At 58.4% G+C, this 19,369-nt stretch carries 15 protein-coding genes; 12 read left to right on the top strand and 3 right to left on the bottom strand.

Features of this window, described 5'->3' with window-relative positions; translation table 11 throughout:
* The 3 genes from AC1RJ3_RS01475 to AC1RJ3_RS01485 all read left to right on the top strand — a co-directional run.
* Nucleotides 1-1,048, top strand: a 1,048-nt coding sequence (locus AC1RJ3_RS01475; RefSeq protein ID WP_493077090.1) for a hypothetical protein, incomplete at its 5' end; no start/stop codon positions are given.
* 114 nt (nucleotides 1,049-1,162) lie between these two features.
* Complete coding sequence (locus tag AC1RJ3_RS01480) at nucleotides 1,163-3,028, top strand: hypothetical protein (protein WP_493077092.1); 1,866 nt, start codon at nucleotides 1,163-1,165, stop codon at nucleotides 3,026-3,028.
* A 173-nt stretch (nucleotides 3,029-3,201) separates the two neighbouring features.
* Nucleotides 3,202-4,524 carry a hypothetical protein gene (locus tag AC1RJ3_RS01485; RefSeq protein ID WP_493077093.1) on the top strand — a complete coding sequence of 441 codons (1,323 nt, stop codon included), beginning with the start codon at nucleotides 3,202-3,204 and terminating at the stop codon, nucleotides 4,522-4,524.
* Nucleotides 4,525-4,654: 130 nt separating this feature from the next.
* Here the strand turns inward: AC1RJ3_RS01485 and nadE are convergent, their stop codons facing one another.
* The 3 genes from nadE to AC1RJ3_RS01500 all read right to left on the bottom strand — a co-directional run bounded on the left by nadE (nucleotide 4,655) and on the right by AC1RJ3_RS01500 (nucleotide 7,912).
* A complete protein-coding gene (gene nadE / locus AC1RJ3_RS01490; protein ID WP_347928759.1) occupies nucleotides 4,655-5,482 on the bottom strand; it encodes an NAD(+) synthase in 828 nt (275 codons plus the stop codon).
* Nucleotides 5,483-5,486: 4 nt separating this feature from the next.
* Nucleotides 5,487-6,713, bottom strand: a complete 1,227-nt coding sequence (gene pncB, locus AC1RJ3_RS01495; protein WP_493077095.1) for a nicotinate phosphoribosyltransferase — start codon at nucleotides 6,711-6,713, stop codon at nucleotides 5,487-5,489.
* A 287-nt stretch (nucleotides 6,714-7,000) separates the two neighbouring features.
* Nucleotides 7,001-7,912 carry a LysR family transcriptional regulator gene (locus AC1RJ3_RS01500; protein ID WP_493077097.1) on the bottom strand — a complete coding sequence of 304 codons (912 nt, stop codon included), beginning with the start codon at nucleotides 7,910-7,912 and terminating at the stop codon, nucleotides 7,001-7,003.
* 164 nt (nucleotides 7,913-8,076) lie between these two features.
* On the opposite strand from AC1RJ3_RS01500, the gene amaB reads away from it, so the two are divergent.
* The 9 genes from amaB (at nucleotide 8,077) to hflC (ending at nucleotide 19,326) form a co-directional block, all read left to right on the top strand.
* Nucleotides 8,077-9,567: an L-piperidine-6-carboxylate dehydrogenase gene (amaB, locus tag AC1RJ3_RS01505; protein WP_493077099.1), complete on the top strand. Its 1,491-nt coding sequence runs from the start codon at nucleotides 8,077-8,079 to the stop codon at nucleotides 9,565-9,567.
* 126 nt (nucleotides 9,568-9,693) lie between these two features.
* Complete coding sequence (amaA, locus tag AC1RJ3_RS01510; RefSeq protein WP_493077101.1) at nucleotides 9,694-10,977, top strand: L-pipecolate oxidase; 1,284 nt, start codon at nucleotides 9,694-9,696, stop codon at nucleotides 10,975-10,977.
* Between the two features lie 363 nt (nucleotides 10,978-11,340).
* Nucleotides 11,341-12,474: a branched-chain amino acid ABC transporter substrate-binding protein gene (locus tag AC1RJ3_RS01515; RefSeq protein WP_054595384.1), complete on the top strand. Its 1,134-nt coding sequence runs from the start codon at nucleotides 11,341-11,343 to the stop codon at nucleotides 12,472-12,474.
* Between the two features lie 185 nt (nucleotides 12,475-12,659).
* On the top strand, nucleotides 12,660-13,574 hold the full coding sequence (locus tag AC1RJ3_RS01520; protein ID WP_054598222.1) for an ABC transporter permease subunit: 915 nt from the start codon (nucleotides 12,660-12,662) through the stop codon (nucleotides 13,572-13,574).
* A 2-nt stretch (nucleotides 13,575-13,576) separates the two neighbouring features.
* Entirely contained in the window at nucleotides 13,577-14,875 is a 1,299-nt protein-coding gene (gene livM / locus AC1RJ3_RS01525) for a high-affinity branched-chain amino acid ABC transporter permease LivM (RefSeq protein ID WP_054595385.1), read from the top strand.
* On the top strand, nucleotides 14,872-15,747 hold the full coding sequence (locus tag AC1RJ3_RS01530) for an ABC transporter ATP-binding protein (protein WP_054595386.1): 876 nt from the start codon (nucleotides 14,872-14,874) through the stop codon (nucleotides 15,745-15,747). The genes livM and AC1RJ3_RS01530 overlap by 4 nt, the downstream gene beginning before the upstream one ends.
* Complete coding sequence (locus AC1RJ3_RS01535) at nucleotides 15,744-16,460, top strand: ABC transporter ATP-binding protein (protein ID WP_054595387.1); 717 nt, start codon at nucleotides 15,744-15,746, stop codon at nucleotides 16,458-16,460. The genes AC1RJ3_RS01530 and AC1RJ3_RS01535 overlap by 4 nt, the downstream gene beginning before the upstream one ends.
* Nucleotides 16,461-17,413: 953 nt before the next feature.
* Nucleotides 17,414-18,448: an FtsH protease activity modulator HflK gene (gene hflK, locus AC1RJ3_RS01540; protein WP_493077104.1), complete on the top strand. Its 1,035-nt coding sequence runs from the start codon at nucleotides 17,414-17,416 to the stop codon at nucleotides 18,446-18,448.
* Nucleotides 18,445-19,326, top strand: coding sequence for a protease modulator HflC (gene hflC / locus AC1RJ3_RS01545; protein ID WP_489111357.1), 882 nt, complete (start codon nucleotides 18,445-18,447; stop codon nucleotides 19,324-19,326). The genes hflK and hflC overlap by 4 nt, the downstream gene beginning before the upstream one ends.
* The last annotated feature ends 43 nt before the right edge of the window (nucleotides 19,327-19,369 follow it).

Here is a 19,369-nt window from a genome sequence, read left to right on the forward strand (position 1 = left end):
ACTCGACATTTACGACGGCGCCAATCGGCTGGATGAAGTCACGGTGACGGGGACCACGTGGACGTTCACTACAGTGGAATTGTCTCCTGGCGAGCATGTTTTCACGGTCAAGGAGCAGGGTGCCAGTGGGCAGCAGTCGGATCCCTGGACCGTTACCGTACAGCCAGTGCAAACGGAAAGCCCCGTAATCGAATCAGCCCAAGACTCCAGCAACAATGATGTCCCCCATGAATCGATCAGTGAAGCTACAACGCTCGATCTGACAATCAAGGCCGGCAAGTTCGAACAACTCAGGATTTTGCTCAATGGTGTACCGGGGGATCAGGCGGCCACTAATGGGGACGGTGTTCTGTACTATCAACTGGAGGGTCTGAGACCGGGTGATCAGAACATCACGGTGAAGGGCATTGTGAGCGGGCTGGAGTCGCAGATCTATAACGTTTTCGTGGTGCCCGGTCCGTCGGACGGGAAGCTCGCCATCATTGCTGCCAAAGACGCTCAAGGCAAACCAGTCCTCCCTGGCGGCGCCATAACCACCACCACGATCACACTCACAGGCACTGCTCAGCCCAGCGCAACGGTCACCCTCAGTGACGTTTTCGATGAGCTGAAAACTGTCGTTGCTGACCTGAACGGCTACTGGCGGCTTTCCCTGAGTGGTTTGAACGTTCACTACTATCACTTGTCGCTGAGTGCCGAGGATGCCGAATCCCCCATGCTTTGGTGGCTGGCAGTACTCGCTGTTGGAACACCTATTATCGAGCAGGCAACCGACCTTGCGGGTACGACGATCATCCCGCCTTACGGAGAGACTTCCGGACAGGCGTTTACGCTATCGGGTGTAGGGCCTGCTAATGGGATGCTCACCCTTCATGAGCTTCTCAGTGATGTGGAAATCACTGTCAATGCCGATGCACAGGGAAAATGGACGTCGGCGATATACATCGGACCAGAGGTCAGGGAATTTCACTACGTAGCATCCGCGCCGGGCGAGGGCTCGCCGAAGTCAAATCTCTATCGAGTGCGCAAGGTCGAGCCAGCGAAGTAACAGAGTGTTGATCAGGTACGCGCTGACAATGCTCAGCGCGTCTGAGCCGAATGCTGGATGAACGTCGACGCTGCCGCTGAGGTTGCGGCGACATCTCTGAGAAGGACCTTGCCCATGACTGCTCACGTTATCGCTCCCACAAAAAGTGATCCCGTCCCGGACCTCAAGCAGCTGACGATCGCACAGGCACGGGATAACGAAAATCTCCCCCCGCTTGATGTCCGCACCAAGCTGACGGCGAAAATACCGACAACGGGATTGTTACCTACCGACAAACTCCAGGTTTCTCTCGTCGGTGGTCCCGGCTCTGATTCACGGGGTTCGTACGAGAGTCCTTTATTGGATGTCGGGTTTACAAGTCCCCGGACGTTGAATCTGAATAAGGAGGTCGTCGCGTTCCTTCTAGGCAACATAATGACCCTGATCTACAGGATCACACGTGACGGGATAACTTCGCCGGACTCCGAGCCGCTTGTGTTGAACGTGTTGGACCTGCCAGCGGACGCGCTGGAGCAATGTCGGATTTTCGGAAGGGATGACGACGGTACCGGGAGCGTACTGGACCTGACCACCGACACCGAAGACCGGACGGTACGCATTGATTTCTGGCCGCTGATTGCCGAAGGGCAATGGTGCTGGATCAGGTTGAAGGGCAAGAACGCGGATGGCACCCATTACGAAAAAGATCTGTTCAAGGAAGCGGTCGATAAGGCTTGGATCCCCCTTGGTTATATCGATGTAGCCGTTCGTTACAGCGAGCTCAAGAAACTGGTCAATGGATCGAAGCTGAGTCTTGAATACAAGGTTGCGTTTGATCAGGTTGATGACGAGAGCAAGGCGAACCTCTCGCAGGTGCGAAGCTATACCGTTAAAGCGGCTGTGGTGGAGCCTGTCATCACCAAGGTGACGGATCTCGACGGCAATCCCGTTGCTGACAAAGGCGAGACCTGGGCCACCACGCTTTGGCTTGAAGGCACGGCGGGTGAAGAGGTCCAGATTTATGTCGGGGCTGAACTGAAGGGCACGGCCAAACCTGAAGACGGGACATGGACGTTTGAACTGACTTGGCTGAGTGCATACACGCAGGGGATCAAGGCCGTTAGCAGTGGATTGGATTCAAAAGTCTGGACCGTTACAGTGAAGGGCGGTAGCGGTTCACATATATACGACGTGAGGGACGCCGCGGGTGTTCGGATTGTCGAAAATGATATAGCTACCCAAACTCCCTTGATGCTCAAAGGCTGGGTTGGACCGGGGGGAGTGCCTGAGGTTTATGACGGCTACGATCTGCTGGGCAAGGCTCGTATAGTCGGGGTTGACAAGAACAAGTGGGAGTTTGAGACGAAGGTGCTGTCCCCCAAGGTATGCGCGTTCAAGATCAAGGCACTGCCTGGTAGCGGTCCGTTATCAAGGACCTGGATCGTTAACGTGAAAGCACCGATCGATTCGCCGGCAATCACCGCAATGATGGATTCCATAGGCAACCCCATCGCTCGGGAGTGGGCGACCCTCGACACCCGCATCAAACTCGAGGGTTCGGTTGCCGGTGGGGGGCAGGTCGATGTTTATGCAAATGGCCAGTTGTTGGGGCCGGCCGAGATGAACGGTAGCCAGTGGGTATACACCACCGGTCCTTTATCTATTGGTTACCGTCGCTTCACCGTTAAAAAGCGTGATGGCAGCCAGCCGGAATCTGATCGCTGGGGCGTTAGCATGGGTATCCCTTACATCGCCAGTGCGTCTGTTCCCAACGGAGGTGTGGCTGATGAGCCACGTATGTGGTTGTACGGAAAGGGGCAGCCTGGGTCGGTGCTTGATATCTACCATGTCGCAAGTCGATGGGGAACAGCGTCGGTGGACGAGAATGGTTCCTGGTCGTGGCCCTATACACTTTATCCTGATAAACAATCTAGTTTTGAATGGTGCGTGAGCTTGCAGGGGGCAACGCTTAAGTCACCTTACTGGGTCGTTTTCTACTAGCGTCAATTCAAACCTAAGGCCGTGCCTTTCGACCTTCAGACGCGCATGCCGTTGATCGGAATCCACTGCCTACCTGTTATTTCTGACAGTGGTCAGCGCCTCGAAATCGGGTGTTAGATGGCGCCAACGCTGCCGTTCACGTCGCGGCGACTCTTGCGAGAAGGACATTGCTCATGACCGCTCAAGTTATCGCTGCCCAAACACACGCCTCCATCCCGGACCTCGACCCGCTGAAGGTCGAGCAGGCGCTGGATGACGTCAATCTGGAGCCGACCAGCACTATTTCCAGGTTCAGGGCGCTGATACCTACGATGAACCTGCTGCCTGATGACAAGTTCTACGTCGAAATCGTTGGTGACCCCGGCACCCCTGAGGGCGGGAACTACAAAAGCCCGGAATTGCCTCTGGGGGGGCGTGACCCCAGGACTTTGAATTTGGACAAAAAGGTTGTTGCGTTTCATCTGGGCCAAACAATGACGGTGAGGTACTTCATCATTCGGGACGGAGAGGAACCGAAACCCTCTCCAAACCTGGTGCTCAACGTGCACCCCTTGGCAAAAAACGAGTTGGAAGCGGCCCTGATTATCGAGGCAGAGAACAACGGCAGCGGCCCCGGACTGCATCTGACCACCAACCCCGCCGATCTCACGCTGCATTTGAAAAACTGGCCGCTGGTTGCCGAGCGGCAGCGGTGTTGGGTTTACCTGGAGGGCAAGAGAGGCGGTCATGCCGATCACCCGCTTACAGTGTTGCAATCGGAACCCGTGGACAAAGCCTGGGTTACTCGCGGTTATCGCGAGGTGAAGGTGCCTTATAGCTACTTCAGGGTGTTGCTCGATGGTTCGCCGTTGAAGGTCATTGTCAGGGTCGCGCTGAACCAGGAAGACGACGAGACCCAGGCGTTTGATTTCGAGGAGCGGGTCTATACCGTGAAAGCATCGGGAGTAACACTGCAAATCACTGACGTGATGGACTCCAGGGGCAACCTTGTCGCCAATACATGGGCGACACTCGACACCAAGCTGACGCTCAAGGGGACGGTTGCGATGATGGAGGGAAAAGTCGATGTTTTTTCGGGGGGCATTCTGTTGGGCGGTGCGAGCACTACTGGAACTCAGTGGAAGTACGACACCGACGAATTAAGTGCCGGAGTCTGCAAGTTTCATACTGAAGAGCGCGATGGCGTCCAACAATCCGATACCTGGACCGTTACCGTCGGTGCCCCCTACATTGAAAGCGCGAGCATTCCCAATGGAGCTGAGAGTTCTGCCGAATTCGTAAGCTTGCGGGGTAAGGCAAAGCCTGCGCAGACCTTTTCGCTTCACAAGAATGGTACAGGCCTGAAACGAGTGACGGCCACGCCTGACGGTGACTGGAGTGATGTATCGACGCTCACGTCAAGGGCCAACGTCTTTGAAGTGGTGGAGCATCAAACAATAATCACGTCACCTGCCTGGACTATCTACCGTATTGATCCTGACAAGCCATTGCCTTGATCTGCACGATACGCCTGTTCCTGATCGACCTGACGGGGCCTGAGAGCAGGCGCGCAGCATCATTAATGCAATAAAAAGCCCACTAAGGAACACTCCTCCAGTGGGCTTTTTTTTATTTACCTGCCACCACTTACGGCGCGAACGGCATCACCCTTTTGTGATGGGTCTTGCGATACGTATCACAGATAATCTTGAACGCCTCTTCACGCACCGGTTCCCCATGCAGGAACGCGTCGATCTCGGCATAGGTCACGCCGTGGGACGCTTCATCCGGTTTGCCGGGGGACAGGTCTTCAAGGTCGGCGGTCGGGATTTTTTCCACCAGCGACTCCGGTGCGCCGAAGCTGCGGGCGATGGCCCGGACCTGGTTTTTCACCAGGCCGCTCAGCGGTGCGAGGTCGCAGGCGCCGTCACCGAACTTGGTGAAGAAACCCATCACCGCTTCGGCCGCGTGGTCGGTGCCGATCACCAGGCCGTGGGCGGCGCCGGCGATGGTGTATTGCGCAACCATGCGCATCCGCGCCTTGGTGTTGCCCAATACAAAGTCCACCCAGACCGCGTGCTTGCCTTCGAAGGCCGCGACTTCACTGGCCAGCGACTTGACTGCCGGGCCGATGTTCACGGTGTGGCGCTCATCCGGGGCGATGAAGTCCACCGAGGCTTGCGCATCGTGTTCATCGAACTGGGTTTCGTACGGCAAGCGTACGGCGATGAACTTGTAGCCCGCGTCACCGGTGCGCTCACGTAACTCGCGCATGGCCCGCTGGGCCATCAGGCCGGCGGTCAACGAGTCGACGCCGCCGCTGATGCCCAGCACCAGCGTCTTGAGCCCGGAATTGACCAGGCAATCCTGGATAAAGGTAATCCGCCGTGCGATCTCAGCCTCCAGGGCTGCATGATCGGCGAAGGGCGGTTGGACCTTGAGCTGTTCAGCAATCTCACGCTGTACGGCTTGCATGAATTCACTCCTTGCTTGATGTGCCAGAGAGGGCGGCAGGTACTTGAAACACATGTCGCAAATAGGCGACGAAATTCGGGTCTTTGCAGTGCGTCTTGCCGGCCTCATCGGAAATCTTGGCGACGGGCTGGCCATTGCAGGCTGCCATTTTAAGCACGATGCTCATCGGCTCGACACCCGGAATATCGCACGTCAGGTTGGTGCCAATGCCGAAACTGACATTGATTCGACCATGCAACGCGCGGAATATCTCCAGCGACTTTGGCAGCGTCAGGCTGTCGGAGAACACCAGCGTCTTGCTCATCGGCTCGATACCGAGCTTATGGTAGTGGGCGATGGCTTTTTCGGCCCAGGCAATCGGGTCCCCGGAATCATGGCGCAAGCCATCGAAGAGCTTGGCGAAATACAGGTCGAAATCACTCAGGAAGGCATTGGTGGTGATGCAGTCGGTCAGGGCGATGCCCAGCAGGCCGCGGTATTCGCGAACCCAGCAATCAAGGGCGGCGCTCTGGCTGTCGATCAGTCGCGGGCCAAGTTGCTGGTGCGCCATGATCCATTCGTGAGCCATGGTGCCGAGTGGCTTCATGTCCAGTTCGCGGGACAGGTGCACGTTACTGGTGCCGACAAAGCGTCCGGGGAAGTCGTGCTTGAGCACGTTCACCACTTCTTCCTGCACGCGGTAGGAGAAGCGCCGGCGAGTGCCGAAATCTGCCACCTGCAGGTGCGAGAGCTCATCGGCGCTGGCATTGGCGCTCAGCCAGTCGAACTTGCGATAGAGCTGCTCGCGCGCTTGCTCCATGACGATTTCACGGTAGCGATAACGGTTGCGCACTTCACTGACGACCGCCAGCAGCGGCACTTCGAACAGAATCACATGCAACCACGGCCCGCGCAGACGGATGAATAGCTCGCCGTTCTCGATGCCGGTGTAGATGTAGCGCAGATTGAAGCGGAACAAGCCGAGAAAGCGCAGGAAATCCGGCTTCAGGAAGCTGATGCGCTCCAGGAAACTCAACTGATCGTTGCTCAAGCTCAGTTCAGCCAGACGCTCGATCTGAAAACGAATCTCCGCCAGGTATGGGCGCAGATCCTCACTGTTACGGCAGCGGAACTCCCATTCGACTTCAACGTTGGGGTAGTTGTGCAGCACCGCCTGCATCATGGTCAGTTTGTAGAAGTCGGTGTCGAGCAAGTTCTGCACGATGCGATCGGCAAACACACTCTCGCTCATAACGGGAATCTCCAGGCTGGCAGCCGCCGAGGGTAGCGACGTTTCAGCTATTTCAATGAATAGGGCTAGTGGCGCATATCGGCGGGCTGTATTGCCAGCATTTTTTAGCGTGGAGCGCTACCTGTGGCGAGGGGGCTTGCCCCCGTCGGAGTGCGCAGCACTCCCAAATCCGATGAGCGCGGTATGCCTGATGCAATGTAATTACAGGTTTTTGGGCCGCTGCGCGACCCAGCGGGGGCAAGCCCCCTCGCCACAAATTCCATTTGCCACAGGTTTTGTGTAAGGCCTCAATTCTGCGACGTGTCCGGGCTATCGATCTGCTCCAGCATCCAGGCGACAAAATCGCGGACCTTGGGCACTTCCGCCGAATGTTCGGGGTAAGCCAGGTAATAGGCATCGCTGCTGGGCATTGCGTGCGGCCAGGGGATGACCAGTTTACCGTCGGCCAATTCCTCTTCCACCAGAAACCGTGGCAACAGGGCGACGCCGCAGCCGACTTGTGCGGCGCGGATGCACATATAAAAGGTTTCGAAACGCGGCCCGTGATAGCTGTGCTCGGTCTGGTAACCCTGACTGTCGAACCAGTCGTGCCAGGCCTGAGGCCGCGAGGCATTTTGCAGCAATACCAGATCGCTGAGTTGCGTCGGATCAGTAAATGGCTGCTCCGGCAGGCTGCCCGGTGCGCAGACTGGCACCAGCTCTTCGCCGAACAGCTTCAGACACTCGGTGCCGGGCCGCGAACCCTGGCCGAAATAGAACGCCAGGTCGCTGCGCCCTTGCAGCAAGTCGTCGGCTTCGTGTTCGTTGCACAGGTCCAGATGAATATGCGGATGCCGCAGGCGCCAGCCTTTCAGGCGTGGCACCAGCCAACGAGCGCCGAAGGTTGAAGGCGTGGACACGCGCAGTACTTCGGTCTCGCCGCCGTAGGAACGCAGGTAGTGGGTCGACATCTCGACTTGCGAGAGAATTTTTCGCACTTCAACCAGGTACAAATCCCCGGCCGGAGTCATTTGCAGGCGTCGACGTACCCGGCGAAACAGCAGGTGCTGCAACAGCTCTTCGAGTTGCGCGACCTGTTTGCTCACGGCGCTCTGGGTCAGGTTCAGCTCTTCGGCGGCGCGGGTGAAGCTCAGGTGACGCGTGACCGCCTCGAAACACTGCAACGCAGTGATCGATGGCAAATGGCGTTTATTCAGCATGGGAGGGCCCTTGTTCTTGTTGCAACGCTTTGCATGAATAAACGGAATGATATCTCGCTTAATCGTCGTTTGTTGGCAAGTCTCGGGGCGGCTACAACTATAGGCCTGAAGCCCCTTGTCTGCGGGCTGTGAATTTTCTGCTTTTCACGTTGAAGGAGTGACCCATGGTTGCCGCATTGCTTGATCGTTTGGGGGTGAACCCGGCCCTGTACCAGAACGGCAAACAGCCCGTGCATTCACCGATCGACGGCAGCCAGATTGCCTCGGTGAACTGGGAAGGCGCTGCTGAAGTCGAGCAGCAGGTCAGTCGCGCAGAGCATGCGTTCGACCTCTGGCGCAAGGTTCCGGCGCCGCGTCGTGGTGAACTGGTGCGCCAGTTCGGCGAAGTGCTGCGCGAGTACAAGGCTGATCTGGGCGAGCTGGTGTCCTGGGAAGCCGGCAAGATCACTCAGGAAGGTCTGGGTGAAGTTCAGGAGATGATTGACATCTGCGACTTCGCCGTCGGTCTGTCGCGTCAGCTCTACGGTTTGACCATCGCCTCCGAGCGTCCGGGCCACCACATGCGTGAGTCCTGGCATCCACTGGGCGTGGTCGGGGTGATCAGCGCGTTCAACTTCCCGGTCGCGGTCTGGGCCTGGAACACCACGCTGGCGCTGGTCTGCGGCAACTCGGTGATCTGGAAGCCATCGGAGAAAACCCCGCTTACCGCACTGGCCTGCCAGGCGCTGTTCGAGCGTGTATTGAAGAATTTCAGCGATGCGCCGGAGTATCTGAGCCAGGTGATCATCGGCGGCCGCGATGCCGGTGAAGCGCTGGTGGACGACCCGCGTGTGGCCTTGATCAGCGCCACCGGCAGCACCCGCATGGGCCGTGAAGTGGCACCGAAAATCGCCGCACGCTTTGCTCGCAGCATTCTGGAACTGGGTGGCAACAACGCGATGATCCTTGGCCCGAGCGCCGACCTCGACATGGCGGTGCGGGCGATTCTGTTCAGTGCAGTCGGCACCGCCGGTCAGCGTTGCACCACTCTGCGTCGCTTGATCGCCCATGAATCGGTCAAGGAAGAGATCGTCACCCGCCTCAAGGCGGCGTATTCCAAAGTGCGCATCGGCCATCCGCTGGAAGGCAATCTGGTTGGCCCGCTGATCGACAAACACAGCTTTGACAACATGCAGGACGCGCTGGAACAAGCCTTGAGCGAAGGCGGCCGGGTATTTGGCGGCCAGCGTCAGCTCGAAGACAAGTTCCCCAACGCTTACTACGTTTCGCCGGCCATCGTCGAAATGCCGGAGCAGAGCGATGTGGTGCGCAGCGAAACCTTCGCGCCGATTCTGTACGTGGTTGGCTATAAAGACTTCGCCGAAGCGCTGCACCTGAACAACGCGGTGCCGCAAGGCCTGTCGTCGTGCATCTTCACCACTGACGTGCGTGAGGCCGAGCAATTCATGTCGGCAGTGGGCAGCGACTGCGGCATCGCCAACGTCAACATCGGCCCGAGCGGCGCGGAAATCGGCGGCGCCTTTGGCGGCGAGAAAGAAACCGGCGGCGGTCGCGAGTCCGGCTCCGATGCATGGCGCGGCTACATGCGTCGCCAGACCAACACCGTCAACTACTCACTGGAGTTGCCGCTGGCCCAGGGGATTACCTTCGACTGAAGGGCCTCATCGCGGGCAAGCCTTGCTCCTACAAATTTGGTTCCATCGGCACAAGTCCCGTAGGAGCAAGGCTTGCCCGCGATGCTTTGCTTTGTTGTTTGTTGGGTTTCTGATCGGAGTCTGGCGATGCCGTTACGCGAAGAGTGCTTATGGGAAAAACTGACGCCGCAACGGCCTGACCGGGCGGCGCTCAAGGGCGAGGTGACGGCGGATGTCTGCGTGATCGGCGCCGGATTCACCGGTTTATCCGCGGCGGTGCATTTGCTGGAGCAGGGCAAAAGCGTCTGCGTACTCGAGGCCAAGCGCTGCGGGCAGGGCGGTTCGGGGCGCAACGTCGGGTTGGTGAATGCCGGGATGTGGATTCCCCCGGACGAGATCGAAGCCGGGTTCGGCGAAGTGATCGGCAGCCAGCTCAATCGCATGCTTGGCGCGGCGCCTGCTTTGGTGTTCAGCCTGATCGACAAATACAACATCGATTGCCAGTTGCGTCGCGAGGGTACGCTGCACATGGCGCACAACGCCCGTGGCGAAGCCGATCTGCGCAGTCGTGAAGAACAATGGAAGCGCCGCGGCGCGCCCGTGGAGTTGTTGACCGGTGCGGCGTGCGAGCAGGCTACCGGTACCAAAAAGATCGCCGCCGCATTACTCGACCGTCGCGCCGGCACGCTCAATCCGATGGCCTATACCAGCGGTCTGGCCAAGGCTGCCGCGGATCTGGGTGGTCAGCTGTTCGATCATTCAGCAGTGACCCGACTCGAACGGCAGGGCCAACGCTGGTCGGTGCAAACCGACGCCGGTTCGGTCATGGCCGAGCAGGTGGTGATCGCCTCCAACGCCTACACCGAAGGCGACTGGACTGAACTGCGGCGTAATTTCTTCCCCGGTTATTACTATCAGGTGGCTTCCGCGCCGCTGACTGAAGAAGCCGCGCAACTGATCCTGCCCGGTGGCCAGGGTTCCTGGGACACCCGTCAGGTGCTCAGCAGCATCCGTCGCGACAAAGACGGCCGGTTGTTGCTCGGCAGCCTGGGCAACGGCAATCAGAAACCCACCTGGTTCCTCAAGGCCTGGGCCGACCGGGTTCAGCAGCATTATTTCCCTTACCTCAAACCGGTGGACTGGGAATGTACCTGGACCGGTTGCATCGCTTTTACCCCCGATCACTTGATGCGCTTGTTCGAGCCAGCACCAGGTCTGGTGGCCGTGACCGGTTACAACGGCCGTGGCGTGACCACGGGCACGGTAGTCGGTAATGCCTTCGCCGATTATTTGTGTAACGGAAATCCTCAGGCGCTACCGATTCCCTTCGCACCCATGCAGCCACTGGCCGGGGTGGGCCTGCGCAGTTGTCTGTACGAGGCCGGTTTTTCGCTCTATCACGCGGGCCAGTGCCTGCGGATTGTTATTTGAGCGAGGAAATATGTTGCGCGAAGCGGCGCTTTTTGGCGCAGCGACTAGCCTGTAATGGTGCGGGTTTGTAGCAGTTGCGCACCAGCAGTGTGCAGTTCGGTGACGCATGCTGTTACAGGCTGGTTGCACGTCGTTTGGCGCTGCGGTTGCAATGATGGCGCACAAGGGTTGCGCCTCAAAAAGAAAATGGTTTCACCTTCCGCGGTTTAGACGGTTGCACGCCCAATAAAAAAGGGCCCGAAACAGTCGAAATAACAATAAAGCAGCGACTTTTTGAAGAATAAAAAACCGATGGCACGGCCCTTGCTCTGAGCATTCAGTGAAGTCGCAGTGCCAATTAAAAAAACCTTGGAGCACCACCTCATGTCCCAGACGTTTTACAAGAAAGGCTTTGTAGCTCTCGCAGTGGCGGCTGCGTTGGGTGTTTCTTCGTTTGTTCAGGCGGATGTCAAACTTGGTGTGGCAGGTCCGATGACCGGCCCTAGCGCTTCCTTCGGCTTGCAATACATGAAAGGCGCGCAAGCGGCGGCGGATGCAATCAATGCCAAGGGCGGCATCAACGGCGAAAAAATCGTACTGGTCCAGGGCGATGACGCCTGCGAACCGAAACAGGCTGTGGCTGTTGCGAACAAAATGGTCCAGGACAAGGTGATCGGCGTGGTCGGGCACTTCTGCTCGTCGTCGACCATCCCGGCTTCCGAGGTCTACTCCGACGCCGGCATCATCGCAATCACCCCGGGCTCTACCAACCCGACGGTCACCGAGCGCGGCCTGCCTGCCATGATGCGTATGTGCGGGCGTGATGACCAACAAGGTATCGTCGCAGGCAACTACATCGTCGACGTGCTGAAAGGCAAGAAAGTTGCCGTTATCAACGACAAAGACACCTACGGTAAAGGCCTGGCGGACGCAACGGCCAAGCAGCTGACCGCGCGTGGCGTGAAACCGGTTCTTGAAGAAGGCCTGACCCGCGGCGAGAAAGATTTCAGTGCCCTGATCACCAAGGTCCGTTCGGTAGGGGCTGATGTCCTTTACTTCGGCGGCCTGCACCCGGAAGCCGGTCCACTGGTCCATCAACTGCGTGAGCAAGGCCTGAAAGACGTCAAGTTCATGTCCGATGACGGCATCGTCACCGACGAAATGGTCACGACTGCCGGTGGTGCTCCTTACGTCGACGGCGTGTACATGACCTTCGGTGCTGACCCGCGCCTGATTCCAGACAGCAAGGCTGTCGTGGATACCTTCCGCAAATCCGGTTACGAGCCTGAAGGCTACACCCTGTACGCCTACGCTTCGGTGCAAGCCCTGGCTGCCGGCTTCAACGGTGCCAAGTCGAACAAAGGTGAAGAAGCCGCCAAATGGCTCAAGGCGCACCCGGTGGAAACCGTGATGGGCAAGAAGGAATGGGATAGCAAGGGCGACCTGAAAATCTCCGACTACGTGGTTTACCAGTGGGATGCCGCAGGCAAATACCACCAGCTGGAAAAACAGAAGTGAGATAAGCGCACCGCCAGGTCTGGGCCTCTCGATATCCTTCGTGGGGCCTGGCTTGAGTCATGGGTTCTGCAGTCATGTCGACCCGGTATTTTTCTTCTGAGCCACATGAACCTGGCCAGGTGCGCCTCACAAGGGCTCATCGACACCGGGTTCGCGGTGGCCTCTCGAGTTAGTGAGAGTGCATGATGGACGGTATTTTCCTGCAACAAGTTATCAACGGTTTGACCCTCGGATCGGTCTACGGCCTGATCGCCATCGGCTACACAATGGTCTACGGCATCATCGGCATGATCAACTTCGCCCACGGCGAGGTGTACATGATTTCCGCGTACCTGGCGGCAATCAGCCTGGCTCTGCTGTCCTACTTCGGTGTCGAATCCTTTCCGCTGTTGATCCTCGGTACTCTGCTGTTCACGGTCTTCGTGACCGGTGTGTATGGCTGGGTCATCGAACGCATCGCTTATAAACCGCTACGCAACTCCACCCGACTGGCACCGCTGATCAGTGCTATCGGCGTTTCCCTGATCCTGCAGAACTACGCGCAGATCGCTCAGGGCTCACGGCAACAGGGTATTCCTACGCTGCTGAGCGGTGGGCTGCGATTCGACATCGGTACCGGTTTCGTGCAGATCACATACACCAAGATCTTCATTCTGGTCGCCGCGTTTATCGGGATGGCCCTGCTGACCTACATCATCAAGTACACCAAGTTGGGGCGCATGTGTCGTGCCACCCAACAAGACCGCAAGATGGCCTCGATCCTCGGGATAAACACTGACCGGGTGATCTCCTACGTGTTCATTATCGGTGCGGCCATGGCTGCGCTGGCGGGTGTGTTGATCACGGTGAACTACGGCACCTTCGATTTCTACGCAGGCTTCGTGATCGGTATCAAGGCCTTCACCGCTGCGGTACTCGGCGGCATTGGTTCGCTGCCTGGCGCCATGCTCGGCGGGATCATCCTCGGCGTTTCCGAGTCGCTGTTTTCCGGCGTGATCAACTCTGACTACAAGGACGTCTTCAGCTTCTCGCTGTTGGTACTGATCCTGATTTTCCGTCCTCAAGGCCTGTTGGGTCGCCCACTTGTGGCGAAGGTGTAAGCATGTCCGATACTAATAACAAACCTATCGATGTGAAAAAAAGCCTGATCGACACGGTTCTGGCCGGGTTGATTGCCCTGATTGTCTTCGGCCCGATCGTGGGCGTAGTGCTTGAAGGCTATAGCTACAATCTGCAGCCGACGCGTGTGGCCTGGATGGTCGGGGCGGTGATGATCGGGCGTCTTGCCTTGAGCCTGTTCATGCAGACGGCCAAGGGTGAGAAGGTTCAGCAACGCTTCGAAATCGTCGGCTCCGGCGTACATGTGCTGGCACCTGATTTCAAGTCGCGGCTGCGCTTCATCATCCCGGCGTTGATCGTGATCGCTATCGTGTTCCCGGTCTTCGCCGACAAGTACCTGCTGACGGTGGTGATCCTGGGGCTGATCTACGTGTTGCTGGGCCTTGGCCTGAACATCGTGGTCGGCCTGGCAGGTCTGCTCGACCTGGGTTATGTGGCGTTCTACGCCATCGGCGCGTATGGCCTGGCACTGGGTTATCACTACCTTGGCCTGGGCTTCTGGACCGTGTTGCCGCTGTCGGCACTCATGGCGGCGCTGGCCGGATGCATACTCGGCTTTCCGGTGTTGCGCATGCACGGTGACTATCTGGCCATCGTGACCCTGGGCTTCGGTGAAATCATTCGCCTGATACTGACCAACTGGCTGTCCTTCACGGGCGGGCCTAACGGCATGCCGGTGCCATCACCGTCGTTTTTCGGTATCGAGTTCACGCGTGTGGCGAAGGATGGCGGGATACCCTTCCATGAGTTCTTCGGGACCGAATACAACCCGAACATCAAGTTCATGTTCATCTATGCCGTGTTGTTCCTGGTCGTGATGCTGGTGCTGTACATCAAGCACCGCCTGACCCGAATGCCGGTCGGGCGTGCCTGGGAGGCATTGCGCGAAGATGAGATCGCCTGCCGCGCCATGGGCCTCAACCACGTACTGGTCAAGCTGTCGGCCTTTACCCTGGGGGCTTCCACAGCCGGTCTGGCGGGTGTGTTTTTTGCCAGCTACCAAGGCTTCGTCAACCCGACCTCGTTCACCTTCTTCGAGTCGGCGTTGATCCTCGCCATCGTCGTACTCGGCGGCATGGGCTCGACCGTCGGCGTGGTGATCGCCGCGTTCGTGCTGACCGTCGCCCCGGAACTGCTGCGCGGCTTCGCTGAATACCGCGTGTTGCTGTTCGGCATTCTCATGGTGTTGATGATGATCTGGAAACCGCGCGGCCTGATTCGTATCAGCCGTACCGGCGTGACCCCGCGTAAGGGTGCCTTGACTGAGAGGAGCGCGTCATGAGCGATGAATTCATTCTCTCGGTAGAGAACCTGATGATGCACTTCGGCGGCATCAAAGCCCTGAGCGATGTCAGCCTGAAGGTCAAGCGTAACTCGATCTTCGCGTTGATCGGCCCCAACGGTGCGGGCAAGACCACGGTGTTCAACTGCCTGACCGGTTTCTACAAAGCCTCTGGCGGGCATATCGAGCTGAACACCCGTGGCGTGAAAACCAACGTCATCAAGATGCTCGGGGAACCCTTCAAGGCGACCGATTTCGTGTCGCCAAAACGCTTCGTCAACCGGCTGCACTACAAGATGTTCGGCGGCACGCACCTGATCAACCGCGCCGGCCTGGCGCGGACTTTCCAGAACATCCGCCTGTTCAGGGAAATGTCGGTGATCGAGAACCTGCTGGTGGCTCAGCACATGTGGGTCAACCGTAATCTGGTGTCCGGCATTCTCAACACCAAAGGCTACCGCAAGGCCGAAAGCGATGCCCTGGACCATGCCTTCTACTGGCTGGAGGTGGTCGATCTGGTGGACTGCGCCAACCGCCTGGCCGGTGAGCTTTCCTACGGTCAGCAACGGCGTCTGGAAATTGCCCGGGCCATGTGCACCCGGCCCAAGATCATTTGCCTGGACGAACCGGCGGCGGGCCTCAACCCGCAGGAAACCGAGGCGCTCAGCGCGATGATCCGGCATCTGCGCGACGACCACGACATTACGGTGGTGCTGATTGAACACGACATGGGCATGGTAATGAGTATTTCCGACCACATCGTGGTGCTGGACCACGGCAACGTGATTGCCGAGGGTAACCCGCAAGCGATCCGCAACGACCCGAAAGTGATTGCCGCCTACCTGGGTGCTGATGAAGAGGAGCTGGTATGACTCAACCGATCCTCGAACTGAAAGCGATCGACGTGTTCTACGGGCCGATCCAGGCCCTGAAAAAGGTCTCGCTGCACATCAACGAAGGCGAGACGGTCAGCCTGATCGGCTCCAACGGTGCCGGTAAATCGACGTTGCTGATGTCGATCTTCGGCCAGCCGCGGGCGGCCGGCGGGCAGATCGTCTATCGCGGCGTGGACATCACCCACAAGTCGTCCCACTACATCGCCTCCAACGGCATTGCCCAGTCGCCGGAAGGGCGGCGGGTATTCCCTGACATGACCGTCGAGGAAAACCTGCTGATGGGCACGATTCCGATTGGCGACCAGTACGCTACCGAGGACATGCAGCGCATGTTCGAGCTGTTTCCACGGCTCAAGGAACGGCGCAATCAGCGGGCGATGACCATGTCCGGTGGCGAGCAGCAAATGCTCGCCATTGCCCGGGCCTTGATGAGTCGGCCCAAATTGCTGTTGCTCGATGAGCCGAGCCTGGGGTTGGCACCGATTGTGGTGAAACAGATCTTCGCCACCCTGCGCGAACTGGCGGGCACCGGCATGACCATCTTCCTGGTCGAGCAGAACGCCAACCACGCGCTCAAGCTGTCCGACCGGGCCTACGTGATGGTCAACGGTGAAATCCGCCTGAGCGGCACCGGCAAGGAGCTGTTGGTGAACGAAGAGGTGCGTAACGCCTACCTCGGCGGTCACTGAGTTATCGCTGTTATGCACAAACCCCGGCGCGCAATCGCCGGGGTTTTTTATATCCCCAAAACCGTGCACATCCCCTGTGCTCGCGATAGCGGCCTGTAGCAGCTGCCGAGCCCGCGAGGCTGCGTTCGAGGACGCAGTCCTCGCAAATCCCGCGTACGCAGTTTGCCTGAAAGAACACATTGTCTGATTTTACGACTGCTTCGCCCGAGCGCGGACCGAGCCGAACGCAGCCTCGCGTGCTCGGCAGCTGCTACGAAAGTGGATGTTTTCAGGTGTCCACAGGTGTTTGCGAAAAATGTGGAAAACAATATTCGCAACCTGTTAAAGCGCGACATAAAGCCGCTGCAAATAGTTGTTTTTCCACAGTTTTGACTTGTCCCCGTTTGCTGTGGAGCTGGCTGTGGGTAACATGGGAGCAACTGCCTGAAGGCCTTTAACGGCGTGGCTTGCAGGGTTGTGGTTGTTTTTTGATCAGGCATTTTTCAGCGGCCTTGAGTAAGCCTTGTCAACCTTTTTGTTGCCGCTGCCCGGCGCCTGAACAGTCGTTGCGCAGCCTGTGGATAAGTCTGTGGTTAAACTCTGGAAAGACTCGGCAAAGGGCCGTAATGACTGGCGTGTAGCCATCGTCCCGGTGACTGGCCGGTCGCACTGATCGATGCTGGCTACACTTGTCAGTGCCCAGGTCAAGCAAAAAACTTTCAAATCTGCCCGCAAAGCCTTGTAGATCGCGCGTCTCAAGGTTTGCACTTGCCCCCAAAGACTGTGGACGGGGCTGTGGATAAGGTGCGTGCAGTTGGCTGCGAGCCAGAGCGGCCAAGGCTTGGCAGTAGTTGAGCGTTTTTTGTACAGCGAACATGACAGAGTTTTCATTTTCGCGGTTTTGGGTTCAGGTACTCTGCGCGCCTTGGCGCCCCCGAATGGGCGCTCGTCATTTGACGACATGGAGCCATTGCATGACCGATAGTCCCGCCTTTGCTCCTGTCGAGCCCGTCAGCCCTATGCGTCGGCTGCTCAAGCGATTGGGTTACGACCTGGCCGTGATGGATCTCGGCGGACGGGGACTGGCACTGATCGGCGGGTTGCTTTTGCTGGCCTGGATCAGCTCCGGCATCTACAAGGTTCAGCCGGATGAACAGGGAATCGTGCTGCGCTTCGGGCGCTGGCAGCAGACCGCCGAACCCGGGCTGCACTATCACTTGCCCTATCCTGTCGAAACCGTCCTCCTACCCAAGATCACTCAGGTCAATCAGCTGCAACTGGGCACCAGTACCAGCGTGCAGAGCGCAGCGAGCAATGGCGCGCGCGACAAGCAGATGCTCACTGGTGACGAAAACATCGTCGAAGCCGATTGCACGGTGTTCTGGCGGATCAAGGACGCACGACTCTACCTGTTCAAAATCAGCGACCCGGAGCGCTCGGTGAAACTCGCCGCCGAAAGCGCGCTGCGCGAGGTGATTGGGCGTACGCCGATTCAGTCGGTAATGTCCGACAAGCGTGCACAGATCGCCGATGAAACCCGCGACTTGCTGCAGCAGTTGCTGGACCGCGAACAGGCGGGGATTCTCGTCACTCAAGTGCAATTACAACGGGTCGATCCGCCGCCGCAGGTGATCGACGCGTTCAACGATGTGCAGCGAGCCCGCGCCGACCAGGAGCGCGCCCGCAACGAAGCCGAAGCCTATGCCAATGACGTGATTCCCCGTGCCCGTGGCGACGCGGCGCGTATCACCCAGGAAGCCGAGGCTTATCAGGCGCAAGTCGGCAACCTGGCCGAGGGCGAGGCCAAGCGCTTTCTTTCGGTTTACAACAGCTACGTGCAATCCAAAGACGTCACCACCTGGCGCCTGTACATGGAGAGCATGGATGAAGTCCTGAAAAAGGCTTCCAAAGTCATCATCGATTCTTCCGGCAAGGGCGTGTCCGGGGTGGTGCCGTACATGCCGCTGAGCGAGCCCGGCAAACCGCAGCAAAAGGACGCCCGACCATGAACCGCACCGTCAAAGGGTTGGCCGCGGCCAGCGTCGCGATAGCGCTTTGGGCATTGGCGGCGTCGGCCTATGTGGTCGATGAATCACAGCAGGCACTGATCATCCGCTTCGGCGCACCGATGGGCGTTGCCGGGGAGCCGGGGCTCAAGTTCAAGGTGCCGTTCAGCGACTCCATCGTGTTTTACGACAGCCGTCTGCAAACCCTGGCATCGCCGGCCGAACAAGTGATTCTCGGCGATCAGAAGCGGATCGAGGTCGAGACCTATACGCGTTTTCGCATTAGCGACCCGTTGCGGTTTTATCAGGCTGTCGGGACTCTGGATCAAGCCAATGCCCAGCTGACGCAAATGGTCAGTTCCTCGCTACGTCGTGAGTTGGGCGAGGTATCGCTGCGTTCGTTGTTGTCGCCGGCCCGTCAGCAGGAAGTCGCGATCATCGAGAAAGACGTCGCCGACAAAGCCCGCGCACTCGGCATCGAGGTGACGGAGGTGCGTCTGCACCGCGCCGATCTGCCACTGGAGGCCAGTCAGGCGATTTACGACCGGATGAAGTCCGAGCGCCAGCGCGAAGCCAAGGAGCTGCGCGCGCAGGGCTTTGAATGGGCTCAGCAAATCCAGGCCAAGGCCGACCGTGATCGCACGGTGTTGCTCTCGGAAGTCCAGCGCCAGTCGGCGATCACCCATGGCGAGGCTGATGCAGCGGCCAACCAGATTCTTTCGGCGGCGTTCAGCAAAGACCCGGAATTCTACAAGTTGTACCGCTCGTTACAGACCTACCGTCAGGCGCTGTCTGACAGTCAGCCGATGTTGGTGCTGACGCCTGATGCTGCGTTTCTCAAGCAGTTCCGGAACGGGCCGGCAACGACCAGCGGCAAGTAGCAACGGCCGTGAGTGATCTGTTTACAGGGCACCGGCCTGAGCC

The sequence above is a fragment of the Pseudomonas sp. GW822-FHT04C11 genome, assembly GCF_058800905.1.